We start from the raw sequence: 12,509 nt of genomic DNA on the forward strand, positions 1-12,509 counted from the left end.
GAAGGCATCCCGCCGCGTGAACGCACATCTTTCCTCCGAGCCCGTCAGCCCGCAGGACCGACCCGCCAGGCTCACCGTCGGCGTGGTCGGCGCCGGCCGCGTCGGGCCGGCACTGGCCGCGTCGCTGCAGCTCGCCGGGCACCGCCCGGTCGCCGTGTCCGGCGTCTCCGACGCCTCCCGGCGTCGCGCCGCGGCGCTGCTGCCCGGCGTGCCCGTCACGACGCCTGCGGAGGTGCTCGCCCGCGCCGAGCTCGTCCTGCTGACCGTGCCCGACGACGCCCTGCCCGACCTGGTCGCGGGGCTCGCCCGGACCGGTGCCGTGCGCCCCGGCCAGCTGCTGGTGCACACGTCCGGCCGGCACGGCACCGCCGTCCTCGACCCGGCCACCCGCGCCGGCGGTCTGCCGCTGGCCCTGCACCCCGCCATGACCTTCACCGGCACCCCCGTCGACGTCCAGCGGCTGGCCGGCTGCTCCTTCGGCGTCACCGCCCCGCAGGAACTGCGGCTGGCGGCGGAGGCCCTGGTCATCGAGATGGGCGGCGAGCCCGAGTGGATCGAGGAGGCCGCCCGCCCGCTCTACCACGCGGCCCTCGCCCTCGGCGCCAACCACCTCGTCACGCTGGTGGCCCAGGCCATGGAGGTGCTGCGCACGGCCGGTGTCGAGAACCCCGCCCGCATGCTCGGCCCCCTCCTCGGCGCCGCCCTCGACAACGCCCTGCGCAGCGGCGACGCCGCCCTGACCGGCCCGGTGGCCCGCGGCGACGCCGGCACCGTCGCCGCGCACATCACGGAGCTGCGCAGCCACGCCCCCCAGGCCGTCGCCGGCTACCTGGCCATGGCCCGTACGACCGCGGACCGCGCCCTCGCGCACGGCCTGCTCAAGCCGGAACTGGCGGAGGACCTGCTCGGTGTCCTCGCGGACGGAGGCAACCAGTGACCATCCAGCTCAGCCGCGAGGCCGCGGAGCTGCACGCCCTCCCGCGCGGCGGCCGCCGCGCCGTCGTGATGACCATGGGCGCCCTGCACGAGGGGCACGCCACGCTCGTCCGCGAGGCGCGCCGGCTGGCGGGGGAGGACGGCCAGGTCGTCGTCACCGTCTTCGTCAACCCGCTCCAGTTCGGCCCCGGCGAGGACCTCGACCGCTACCCGCGCACCCTCGAAGCCGATCTGCTGATCGCCGAGCGGGCCGGCGCCGACGTCGTCTTCGCCCCCTCCGTCGAGGAGGTCTACCCCGGCGGCGAGCCCCAGGTCCGCGTCACCGCGGGCCCGATGGGCGAGCGGCTGGAGGGCGCCTCCCGCCCCGGCCACTTCGACGGCATGCTCACCGTCGTCGCCAAGCTGCTGCACCTCACGCTGCCGGACCTCGCCCTCTTCGGGCAGAAGGACGCCCAGCAGCTCGCCCTGATCCGGCGCATGGTGCGCGACCTCAACTTCCCCGTCGAGATCGTCGGCGTCCCCACGGTCCGCGAGGGCGACAACCTCGCCCTGTCGAGCCGCAACCGCTACCTGTCGGACGCCGACCGGGCCACGGCGCTGGAGATCTCCCGCGCCCTGCTGACCGCCGCGGACGCCGCCGAGAAGGGCGCGGCGCCCGTCCGCCGCTCCGCCCGCGCGGTCCTCGACGACGCGGCGGGCATGGAGCCGCCGCTGCGCCTCGACTACGTGGCGCTCGTCGACCCCGCCGACTTCACCGAGGTCCCCGACGACTACACCGGCGAGGCCGTCCTCGCCGTCGCGGCCAAGGTGGGCGCCACCCGTTTGATCGACAACCTTCCCCTCACCGTGGGAGCCGCACGATGACCGGCATACGGCTCCCCGCCCCCCGCCCCGGCTGGTCCGTCGACGCCGACGTCGTCGTCATCGGTTCCGGGGTCGCGGGCCTGACCGTCGCCCTGCGCTGCGCCGCCGCCGGTGCCCGGGTCGCCGTCGTCACCAAGGCGCGCCTCGACGCCGGGTCCACGCGCTGGGCCCAGGGCGGCATCGCGGCCGCCCTCGGCGACGGGGACACCCCCGAGCAGCACCTCGACGACACGCTCGTCGCGGGCGCCGGCCTGTGCTCCGACGAGGCCGTACGGACACTGGTCACCGAGGGCCCCGACGCGGTGCGCCGCCTCATCGCCACCGGGGCCCGCTTCGACACCGACGCCGCCGGCGAGATCCTGCTGACCCGCGAGGGCGGTCACCACCGCAACCGCATCGCCCACGCCGGCGGCGACGCCACCGGTGCCGAGATCTCCCGGGCCCTCGTCGAGGCCGTACGGGACGCGGGCATCCGCACCATCGAGCACGCCCTGGTCCTGGACCTGCTCAAGGACGCCGAGGGCCGGGCGGCCGGCGTCTCCCTGCACGTCATGGGCGAGGGACAGCACGACGGCGTGGGCGCGGTCCACGCCGGCGCGGTGGTGCTGGCCACCGGCGGCATGGGCCAGGTGTTCTCCGCGACCACCAACCCGGCCGTCTCCACCGGCGACGGCGTCGCCCTCGCCCTGCGGGCCGGCGCCGAGGTCTCCGACCTGGAGTTCGTCCAGTTCCACCCCACGGTGCTGTGGCTCGGGCCCGACGCCGAGGGGCAGCAGCCCCTGGTGTCGGAGGCGGTGCGCGGCGAGGGCGCCCACCTCGTGGACGCCGGCGGCCACCGCTTCATGGTCGGCGCGCACGAGCTGGCCGAGCTGGCGCCGCGCGACATCGTGGCCAAGGGCATCATGCGGCGCATGCGGGAGCAGGGCGCCGAGCACATGTACCTCGACGCCCGGCACTTCGGCGCGGACATGTGGGCGAAGCGCTTCCCCACGATCCTGGCCGCCTGCCGGACGCACGGCATCGACCCGGTCACCGAGCCGATCCCGGTCGCCCCGGCCGCCCACTACGCCTCCGGCGGGGTCCGCACCGACCTGCACGGCCGGACCACGGTGCCGGGGTTGTACGCCTGCGGCGAGGTCGCGTGCACGGGGGTGCACGGCGCGAACCGTCTGGCGTCCAACTCCCTCCTCGAGGGCCTGGTCTTCGCCGAGCGCATCGCGGCGGACATCGCCCCGGGCCCCCGGCCGGGGGACGCCGTCACGCCGGAGGAGCCGGCCGCCCGCCTGATCGCCCCCGAGGCGCGCCTGGTGATCCAGCGCGCCATGACCCAGGGCGCCGGAGTACTCCGCTCCCGGCAGAGCCTGGAGCGCACCGCGGCGGAGCTGGCCCGCATCCGCGAAGAGGCCGGGGACAAGACCGTCGAGCCCGGGACGGAGGCGTGGGAGACCACCAACCTCCTCCTCGTCTCGCAGGTCCTCGTCGCCGCGGCCCTGCGCCGCGAGGAGACCCGCGGCTGCCACTGGCGCGAGGACCACCCCGGCCGCGACGACGAGCGGTGGCGCCGCCACCTCGTCGTGACCCTGGGCGCGGACCGTACCCTTGCGGTCGCCGCCACCGACTCGGCGGCCTTCCCGCCCGTCCCCCTCGCCCGCCCGGCAGCGGGGGATCCCCCTCTCCCACCGCCCCCAAGGAGAACCGCGTGAGCACCAACGACGACCGTCCCCTGCACCAGATCGGCCGGTCCGGCCAGGAGACCGAGGCGCAGACGGCGGCCGGCGGCTGCGGTGACGCCTGCGGCTGCGCCGGCGGGGAGTACGACGCGGACCTGCTGGAGTGCGGGCTCGACCCCGAGCTCACGCGCCTGCTGGTGGCGGCCGGCCTGGACCCGCTGCAGATCGAGGACCTGGCCCACCTGGCCATCGAGGAGGACCTCGACGGCGGCAAGGACATCACCACCTTCGCGACCGTCGCCGAGGACGCCGTCTCCACCGGCGACTTCACCGCCCGCGAGGCCGGCACGATCGCCGGGCTGCGCGTCGCCGAGGCCATCCTCTCGGTGGTCTGCACCGACGAGTTCGAGGTCGAGCGGCACGTCGAGGACGGCGACCGCGTCGAGGCCGGCCAGCCGCTGCTGACCGTCCGCACCCTCACCCGCGACCTGCTCACGGCCGAGCGCAGCATGCTCAACATCCTGTGCCACCTGTCCGGCATCGCCACCGCGACCCGGGCCTGGGCCGACGCGCTGGAGGGCACGGGGGCGGCGGTCCGCGACACCCGCAAGACCACCGTCGGACTGCGCGCCCTGGAGAAGTACGCGGTGCGCTGTGGCGGCGGCGTCAACCACCGCATGTCCCTGTCCGACGCCGCGCTGGTGAAGGACAACCACGTCATCGCCGCCGGCGGGATCGCCGAGGCGTTCACCGCGGTGCGGCGGGAGTTCCCGGACGTGCCGATCGAGGTCGAGGTCGACCGGATCGACCAGATCCCGCCGGTCCTCGACGCGGGCGCCGACCTCGTCATGCTCGACAACTTCACCCCCGGGCAGACCCGTGAGGCCGTCGAGCTCGTCGCGGGCCGCGCGAGGCTGGAGTCCTCGGGCCGGCTCACCCTGGCAAACGCCCGGGAGTACGCCGCGACGGGCGTCGACTACCTGGCCGTCGGCGCCCTCACCCACTCCTCCCCGATCCTGGACATCGGGCTGGACCTGCGGGAAGAGGGCATCTGATGCTGCTCACCATCGATGTCGGCAACACCCAGACCGTCCTCGGCCTCTTCGACGGTGAGGACATCGTCGAGCACTGGCGCATCTCCACCGACCCGCGCCGCACCGCCGACGAACTGGCCGTGCTGCTCCAGGGCCTGATGGGCCGGCACCCGCTGCTGGGTGACGAACTGGGCGACGGCATCGAGGGCATCTGCATCTGCTCGACCGTGCCCTCCGTGCTGCACGAGATGCGCGAGGTGACCCGCCGCTACTACGGCGACGTCCCCGCCATCCTGGTCGAGCCGGGAGTGAAGACCGGCGTGCCGATCCTCATGGACAACCCCAAGGAGGTCGGCGCGGACCGCATCATCAACGCGGTCGCGGCCGTCGAGCTGTACGGCGGGCCGTGCGTGGTCGTCGACTTCGGCACGGCGACCACGTTCGACGCGGTCAGCGCGCGCGGCGAGTACGTCGGCGGCGTCATCGCCCCCGGTATCGAGATCTCGACCGAGGCGCTGGGAGTGCGCGGCGCCCAGCTGCGGAAGATCGAGATCGCCCGGCCGCGCAGCGTCATCGGCAAGAACACCGTCGAGGCCATGCAGTCCGGCATCCTCTACGGCTTCGCCGGCCAGGTGGACGGCGTGGTCAACCGCATGGCGCGCGAGCTGGCCGACGACCCGGACGACGTCACGGTCATCGCCACCGGCGGCCTGGCGCCGCTGGTGCTGGGCGAGGCGTCGGTCATCGACGAGCACGAGCCGTGGCTGACGCTCGTCGGTCTGCGCCTGGTGTACGAGCGGAACGTGGCCCGGGGCTGATCCCGGCCGCCTCCCGGCGTCTGAAACAGTGTCATGTCCGGTGCGGAAAGCGGGCTTCCCAGGCAACCAACCGGCTGTCGATGCTGTCATGACTGCTGTCAGAGCATGAGCGAGCGGGCGACGGGCTGGGGCGAACAGGCGTGAAGCGAACACTGCGCGGGGTGATCACGGCCGCCGTCGTGGCGGCGGGCCTGGGCCTGTCCGCCGCCCGGGTCCAGGCCGGCCAGGTGCCGAGGGCCGACTACCAGGCCGTGGCGCACGCCGTCGCGGGCCGGGTCGGGCAGACCGTCGAGGTCGAGCTGGGCGTGCGCAACGGCGGCGGTGGGGCGGCCGACGCCGGCCGGGCGTACGAGGTCACCGCCCCGCCCGGCACCAGGATCACCTCCGTCGCGGACTCCGGGCCGGGTGGCCCCGAGCGCTGCGCGGCGAACGCGCAGGGTGCCGGGACGTACCTGTGCGCGATCGGCCCGCAGGTCGCGGCGGGGGAGAGCGAGACGCTCCGCTTCCACGTCCGCATCGACAGCAAGGTGGAGGGCGCGGAGGGCTGGGTGCGGATCGTCGACCGCGAGGCGACCGCCTCCCCGGACCCCGATCCGGACAACGACGCGGCGCCGATCCTGGTGGACGTGACGGATTCCGGCCCCTCCGCTTCCGGCCCCTCCTCCCGTCTGGGGCCGGTGGCCGAGGCGGGCGCCTCGGCGACGCTCCTGATCGCCACCACGTCGGGGACGGCGCTCTCCGCCGGCGCCATCGTGCTGGGCGTGGCCCGCCGCCGCGAGGACTGAGCGCGCGGGTTGAGGGCCGTACTCCGCCCCGCCGCGGGGGCCTCGTCGCGCGGCCGGCGCGACGATGCCATGCCGACGATGCCACGCCCGAAATAGTGCGATATGCGAATTTTGTCGGCTTAGCACTTAAAGTCGCTCCATGCCCACGCCCTATGGATCCCGCGGCGGCATGGCGTTCAGCGCGGACGAGCTGCGCGTGTTGCGCCGTGCCCTCGACATCGCTCTCAGCCCCCACTCCGTCCCCGCCGGCTGCGGCCCCGAACGCCAGGCGGAGGTGAGGGACTGCCTCCGGCTCGCCGAGGCCCTCGCCGAGGCCGATCGCGAAAGCGGCCGCCTGCGCGCCTTCCTCCTCGCCGACCTCTCCCGCTACCGGTCAGCCCTGCCCGGCGCCGCCCCCGGCTACGTGGAACGGCTCCGGGACGCCCTGGCGGAGGGCTACCGGCCCGGCCCGGAGGACCTCGCCGCCCTGCGCTCGCTCTGCACGGCACCGTCGGGCGACGCCGAGGCGCTCCGGCGCCGCGAGCTGCTGCGGCACTGCGAGCGGCTCGCCGAGACGGCCGTACGGGCCCGTCTGGCGGTCCGCGCCGCCGGCGCCGTCCCCGAGGCCCGGCCGGAGCTCGGGCGCCCGCGACAGGCGGCGGACGCGGACCGGGGGCACCACCTGGCCGGGGCCGGGCTCGAAGCGGCCGGCAGGCCGGGGGACCGGCCGGGGCCGCCGACCAAGCCCGCGCCGGGGCCGCCCCCGGCGGCTCCCCAGCCCAAGCCCTCGTCCACGCCGAAGTCCCCCCGGCCGGACCGGCCCATTCCGACGCCCGGCGAGGTCTTTCCGCCCCGCCGCAAGCCGGCCCCGCCGACGACCGCCCTCACGGCCTCCCGCCGGACCTGACCGCGTAATCTGGACGAGTCCGCTCGACAAGGGCAACCCCTCCGATCCAGAAGGAGCCGACGGCCATGGACTATGTCGCCGCGCTGGTCCCGCCCGTGGTGATGGCGGTGGCTTTCATCGCGCTGATCGTGACGATCGTCAAGAGTCAGGGCGGTGCGAACAAGGCCAAGGAAGACGCGCTCGTCGACGCCGCACTGGCCCGCGCGGAGGCCGCCCGGCAGACCGTCAAGGAAGCGTAAAGCCCTCCCTCGCGGGCACGCGTCCCTCCGGGGCGTACGGACCGAGACCCGATTTCTCGGCTCGTACGCCCTTTTTGCTGCCAGGATTGCGGCCCCCCGCCGCCCCGATAAACCGGCATTCGAGACATCTCCCCGTATTATTCGCGTGTGGTTCGACGCCTGGGTGAACTGGAAGACGCCGTCATGACGCGCGTGTGGGAGTGGAACCGGCCGGTCACTGTTCGGGAAGTGCTGGAGGACCTTCAGCAGGAACGGTCCATCGCCTACACGACCGTGATGACCGTAATGGACAACCTGTATCAGAAGGGCTGGCTGCGACGGGAAGCGGAAGGGCGCGCCTATCGATATGAAGCCGTCTCCAACCGGGCCGCCTACTCGGCCGCACTGATGAACGAAGCCTGGTCCCTCAGCGACAACCCCGCGGCCGCTCTCGTCGCCTTCTTCGGCATGATGTCGGCCGAACAACGCGAAGCCCTTCGCGACGCGATCCGGGTCGCGCAACTGGATGGCCCCGGCGAGCCCCCGGGGGCCCCGGGGCGATAGCGTCCGGACATGCCCGCTCTATCTAATGCCGTCACCGTCCGCAGGGCTCGCACCTCCGATGTGCCGGCCGTCCGCCGGCTCATCAACACCTACGCGCGCGACCGCATCCTCCTCGACAAAGCCACCGTGACGCTTTACGAGGACATCCAGGAGTTCTGGGTCGCGGAGCGGGACGAGGACGGTACGGTCATCGGGTGCGGCGCCCTGCACGTGATGTGGGAAGACCTCGCCGAGGTGCGCACTCTCGCCGTCGACCCCGAGGTCAAGGGCGCCGGGGTCGGCCACCGGGTACTGGACAAGCTGCTGGGCACGGCCCGCTGGCTGGGGGTGCGCCGCATTTTCTGCCTCACCTTCGAAGTCGACTTCTTCGCGAAGCACGGCTTCGTCGAGATCGGCGAGACGCCGGTGGACGGTGATGTCTACAGCGAGCTGCTGCGTTCCTATGACGAGGGTGTTGCCGAGTTCCTGGGTCTCGAACGGGTGAAGCCGAACACCCTTGGCAACAGCCGGATGCTTCTGCATCTGTGACAGCGGTCCCTATGTCCGAATCGCGCCCCTATCGTGCTGGCCCGGAACCCATCGTTCCCATCCTGAACCCGGGCTGAACCTTCCGGGGGGGTTTGTGTTTTTCCGGGAAAGGCGGTTTGCTATTCCTCCGTAATCCCTTTTCCGCTGACGAAAGGAATCCCCCGTGGCGCAGAAGGTTCAGGTCCTTCTTGTCGACGACATCGACGGCGGCGAGGCCGACGAGACGGTGACGTTCGCTCTGGACGGCAAGTCGTACGAGATCGACCTCACCACTGACAACGCGGACAAGCTGCGTCAGGCCCTGGCGGACTACGTGAAGGCGGCCCGCCGCACCGGTGGTCGCGCGGCGGGTGGCCGCGGCAAGACCCGCGTCGCGTCGGCCGGTGGCACCCAGGACACCGCGAAGATCCGCGCCTGGGCCAAGGAGAACGGCTACAACGTCAACGACCGCGGCCGCGTCCCGGCGGAGATCCGCGAGGCGTACGAGAAGGCCAACGCCTGATCCTGGGCCTGATCACCCGGCCCTCCCGGCCGATTCTCCGGCGGCTGGTCCCTGCGCGCCCTCCCAGCGCGCAGCAGTCGGGAGCGGTGGCACTCCGTGGCCGCCGTGCTCACGAGCCGTACGAGATCGGGGGCGCCGACGTCGCCCCCGAGGCCGGTCTCCGGCAGTGTCCGTTCCACCTCGCACCCCGGCTCGGGAGGTCGCACCCACACGGCCTCCACGGCCCCAGGGCCCTCCAGGGCCTCCTGGCGCCGGCCGGCGGCCGAGCGGCCCTCCCAGGGCGCCGGCGCGACGATGCGGCCGCCCGTGCCCAGCGCCGTGAGCCCCAGGGCGACGCCGCCCCAGTCCAGCCAGCCGAGCAGCTCCGGCAGCTCGTCCGCGCTGCCCTGGGCCGTCAGGAACCACATCCGCCCGGCCCGCCGGTCCAGGGCGACCGGGCCCGTCGCCGGCACCCGCCCGAGCACGGCGAAGCCGGCCTCCTCGGGCACGCCCAGGGCGTCGAAGCGGACTCCGGTGAGCAGGCCCATCGGCCGCACGGCCGTGGCCGGCGCGGTCGGCCAGCCGAGGACGCACTCGTACCACTGGCGCCAGCGCCGCCGGGGACGCGGAGGCCTCGGCGGGGGCGACTCGGCCAAGGGGTGGCATGGGCGCCGGAGGACTACCGTCATGAACGGTGCAACTGCGGAAAACCCAAGAGGTTACGCACTGTGGAGAGTTGGGCACGCTGCGTATAGGACGGGAGGGGCGCACAGGGCCTCCGGCAAGCGCGAGGGTGTTCGCCCGTAGCGGAGGGAACGCACCCGCGCCGCATGGAGTGTCAGTGCCTGCGGGTAAGACATTCCCCATGGGAAGAGGCGGTATGACGCCGCCCGGAGCCCGTCACCGGGGGTGGCGGAAACGTGCGGGCCGGCGTGTCGGGGCAGGCGGGCGTTCGCCGTCGGCGTAGTGGCGGTGGGCGTATATGCCTGGCCTGCGGGAACATCGTCTCCCACCATCGGGTTGGAGGAGATGTCGGCTGTTCGGCAGCAGGTTTCCCCGCCAACGCGGGGGTGATCCGGACGGGTGTCGGCAGTTGGAATGAGCTGTCCCGCCCAGCGGGACTAGCATGCGGAAGGACAGGGAGGGGACCGACCCCTAACTGCCTGACCGCTCTGAGGAGCGATTAACGATGTTCGAGAGGTTCACCGACCGTGCGCGGCGGGTTGTCGTCCTGGCTCAGGAAGAAGCCCGGATGCTCAACCACAACTACATCGGCACCGAGCACATCCTCCTGGGCCTGATCCACGAGGGTGAGGGTGTCGCCGCTAAGGCCCTGGAGAGCCTCGGGATTTCGCTCGAGGCGGTCCGCCAGCAGGTGGAGGAGATCATCGGCCAGGGCCAGCAGGCCCCGTCCGGTCACATCCCCTTTACTCCCCGTGCCAAGAAGGTCCTGGAGCTGTCGCTCCGCGAGGCCCTCCAGCTCGGCCACAACTACATCGGCACCGAGCACATCCTGCTCGGCCTGATCCGCGAGGGCGAGGGCGTCGCCGCCCAGGTCCTCGTGAAGCTGGGCGCCGACCTCAACCGGGTGCGGCAGCAGGTCATCCAGCTGCTGTCCGGCTACCAGGGCAAGGAGGCCGCCACCGCCGGCGGCCCGGCCGAGGGCACCCCCTCGACCTCGCTCGTCCTGGACCAGTTCGGCCGCAACCTGACGCAGGCAGCCCGCGAGTCCAAGCTCGACCCGGTCATCGGGCGCGAGAAGGAGATCGAGCGGGTCATGCAGGTGCTGTCCCGCCGTACGAAGAACAACCCGGTCCTCATCGGCGAGCCCGGCGTCGGCAAGACCGCCGTCGTCGAGGGCCTGGCCCAGGCCATCGTCAAGGGCGAGGTGCCCGAGACCCTCAAGGACAAGCACCTCTACACCCTCGACCTCGGCGCCCTGGTCGCCGGCTCCCGCTACCGCGGTGACTTCGAGGAGCGCCTGAAGAAGGTCCTCAAGGAGATCCGCACCCGCGGCGACATCATCCTGTTCATCGACGAGCTGCACACGCTGGTCGGTGCGGGTGCCGCGGAAGGCGCCATCGACGCGGCCTCGATCCTCAAGCCGATGCTGGCGCGGGGCGAGCTGCAGACCATCGGCGCCACCACGCTCGACGAGTACCGCAAGCACCTGGAGAAGGACGCCGCCCTCGAGCGCCGCTTCCAGCCCATCCAGGTCGCCGAGCCGTCGCTGCCGCACACGATCGAGATCCTCAAGGGTCTGCGCGACCGCTACGAGGCCCACCACCGCGTCTCCATCACGGACGAGGCGCTGGTCCAGGCCGCCACGCTCGCCGACCGCTACATCTCCGACCGCTTCCTGCCGGACAAGGCGATCGACCTGATCGACGAGGCCGGCTCCCGGATGCGCATCCGCCGGATGACCGCTCCGCCGGACCTCCGCGAGTTCGACGAGAAGATCGCCGACGTGCGCCGGGAGAAGGAGTCCGCGATCGACTCGCAGGACTTCGAGAAGGCGGCCTCCCTCCGCGACAAGGAGAAGCAGCTCCTCGCCGCGAAGGCCAAGCGGGAGAAGGAGTGGAAGGCCGGCGACATGGACGTCGTCGCCGAGGTCGACGGCGACCTGATCGCCGAGGTCCTCGCGACCGCCACCGGCATCCCGGTCTTCAAGCTGACGGAGGAGGAGTCCTCCCGCCTGCTGCGCATGGAGGACGAGCTGCACAAGCGCGTCATCGGCCAGAAGGACGCCATCAAGGCGCTCTCCCAGGCCATCCGGCGCACGCGTGCGGGCCTCAAGGACCCGAAGCGCCCGGGCGGATCGTTCATCTTCGCCGGCCCGTCCGGCGTCGGTAAGACCGAGCTGTCCAAGACGCTCGCCGAGTTCCTCTTCGGCGACGAGGACGCGCTCATCTCCCTCGACATGTCGGAGTTCAGCGAGAAGCACACCGTCTCGCGGCTCTTCGGCTCCCCGCCCGGATACGTGGGCTACGAGGAGGGCGGCCAGCTCACCGAGAAGGTGCGCCGCAAGCCGTTCTCCGTCGTCCTCTTCGACGAGGTCGAGAAGGCCCACCCGGACATCTTCAACTCGCTGCTCCAGATCCTGGAGGACGGTCGGCTGACCGACTCCCAGGGCCGGGTCGTCGACTTCAAGAACACCGTCATCATCATGACGACCAACCTCGGCACCCGGGACATCTCCAAGGGCTTCAACCTGGGCTTCGCCGCCCAGGGCGACGTCAAGACCGGGTACGAGCGGATGAAGGCGAAGGTCAACGAAGAGCTGAAGCAGCACTTCCGGCCGGAGTTCCTCAACCGTGTCGACGACACGGTGGTCTTCCACCAGCTGTCGCAGGAAGACATCATCCAGATCGTCGACCTGATGATCGCGAAGGTGGACGAGCGACTGAAGGACCGCGACATGGGCATCGAGCTCAGCGCGGACGCGAAGTCGCTGCTGGCGAAGAAGGGCTACGACCCGATCCTGGGCGCCCGCCCGCTGCGCCGCACGATCCAGCGCGAGATCGAGGACATCCTGTCCGAGAAGATCCTCTTCGGCGAGCTCCGGCCGGGCCACATCGTGGTCGTCGGCACGGAGGGCGAAGGCGAGGAGAAGAAGTTCACCTTCCGCGGCGAGGAGAAGTCGGCGCTGCCCGACACCCCGCCGGTGGAGTCGGCGGCGGGTGGGGCCGGGCCCAACCTGTCCAAGGACGCGTAAGGGCGCGCAG

General features: G+C 72.4%; 13 protein-coding genes. 12 read left to right on the plus strand and 1 reads right to left on the minus strand.

Annotation, left to right across the window (positions count from 1 at the left end):
* Positions 1–16: 16 nt before the first annotated feature.
* The 11 genes from CYQ11_RS16835 (at position 17) to CYQ11_RS16880 (ending at position 8,805) form a co-directional block, all read left to right on the plus strand.
* On the plus strand, positions 17–937 hold the full coding sequence (locus tag CYQ11_RS16835; protein ID WP_099199748.1) for a Rossmann-like and DUF2520 domain-containing protein: 921 nt from the start codon (positions 17–19) through the stop codon (positions 935–937).
* Entirely contained in the window at positions 934–1,800 is an 867-nt protein-coding gene (gene panC / locus CYQ11_RS16840) for a pantoate--beta-alanine ligase (RefSeq protein WP_099199747.1), read from the plus strand. The genes CYQ11_RS16835 and panC overlap by 4 nt, the downstream gene beginning before the upstream one ends.
* Positions 1,797–3,503 carry an L-aspartate oxidase gene (locus CYQ11_RS16845; RefSeq protein ID WP_104651000.1) on the plus strand — a complete coding sequence of 569 codons (1,707 nt, stop codon included), beginning with the start codon at positions 1,797–1,799 and terminating at the stop codon, positions 3,501–3,503. Before panC ends, CYQ11_RS16845 begins: the two co-directional genes overlap by 4 nt.
* On the plus strand, positions 3,500–4,525 hold the full coding sequence (nadC, locus tag CYQ11_RS16850; protein ID WP_099198857.1) for a carboxylating nicotinate-nucleotide diphosphorylase: 1,026 nt from the start codon (positions 3,500–3,502) through the stop codon (positions 4,523–4,525). The genes CYQ11_RS16845 and nadC overlap by 4 nt, the downstream gene beginning before the upstream one ends.
* Positions 4,525–5,322 (plus strand): type III pantothenate kinase, encoded by a 798-nt coding sequence (locus tag CYQ11_RS16855; protein WP_099198858.1) that lies wholly within the window; start codon positions 4,525–4,527, stop codon positions 5,320–5,322. The genes nadC and CYQ11_RS16855 overlap by 1 nt, the downstream gene beginning before the upstream one ends.
* A gap of 140 nt (positions 5,323–5,462) precedes the next feature.
* Positions 5,463–6,107, plus strand: coding sequence for a DUF11 domain-containing protein (locus CYQ11_RS16860; protein WP_181143684.1), 645 nt, complete (start codon positions 5,463–5,465; stop codon positions 6,105–6,107).
* 139 nt (positions 6,108–6,246) lie between these two features.
* Positions 6,247–6,993: a hypothetical protein gene (locus CYQ11_RS16865; protein ID WP_240003352.1), complete on the plus strand. Its 747-nt coding sequence runs from the start codon at positions 6,247–6,249 to the stop codon at positions 6,991–6,993.
* Positions 6,994–7,058: 65 nt separating this feature from the next.
* Positions 7,059–7,232 carry a hypothetical protein gene (locus CYQ11_RS29580; RefSeq protein ID WP_181143685.1) on the plus strand — a complete coding sequence of 58 codons (174 nt, stop codon included), beginning with the start codon at positions 7,059–7,061 and terminating at the stop codon, positions 7,230–7,232.
* Positions 7,233–7,379: 147 nt separating this feature from the next.
* A complete protein-coding gene (locus CYQ11_RS16870; protein ID WP_099198861.1) occupies positions 7,380–7,775 on the plus strand; it encodes a BlaI/MecI/CopY family transcriptional regulator in 396 nt (131 codons plus the stop codon).
* A 9-nt stretch (positions 7,776–7,784) separates the two neighbouring features.
* On the plus strand, positions 7,785–8,303 hold the full coding sequence (locus CYQ11_RS16875; protein ID WP_099198862.1) for an amino-acid N-acetyltransferase: 519 nt from the start codon (positions 7,785–7,787) through the stop codon (positions 8,301–8,303).
* Between the two features lie 163 nt (positions 8,304–8,466).
* A complete protein-coding gene (locus tag CYQ11_RS16880; RefSeq protein WP_099198863.1) occupies positions 8,467–8,805 on the plus strand; it encodes a histone-like nucleoid-structuring protein Lsr2 in 339 nt (112 codons plus the stop codon).
* On the opposite strand, the gene CYQ11_RS16885 is transcribed toward CYQ11_RS16880, so the two are convergent.
* The gene (locus tag CYQ11_RS16885; protein WP_099198864.1) at positions 8,736–9,440 is read right to left on the minus strand and encodes an SCO3374 family protein; all 705 of its coding nucleotides are present in this window, start codon (positions 9,438–9,440) and stop codon (positions 8,736–8,738) included. The two genes, CYQ11_RS16880 and CYQ11_RS16885, sit on opposite strands and share 70 nt — an antisense overlap.
* Positions 9,441–9,973: 533 nt before the next feature.
* On the opposite strand from CYQ11_RS16885, the gene CYQ11_RS16895 reads away from it, so the two are divergent.
* On the plus strand, positions 9,974–12,499 hold the full coding sequence (locus tag CYQ11_RS16895; RefSeq protein WP_099198866.1) for an ATP-dependent Clp protease ATP-binding subunit: 2,526 nt from the start codon (positions 9,974–9,976) through the stop codon (positions 12,497–12,499).
* Positions 12,500–12,509: the final 10 nt, after the last annotated feature.

It is taken from the genome of Streptomyces cinnamoneus (assembly GCF_002939475.1).
Taxonomy (GTDB): domain Bacteria; phylum Actinomycetota; class Actinomycetes; order Streptomycetales; family Streptomycetaceae; genus Streptomyces; species Streptomyces cinnamoneus_A.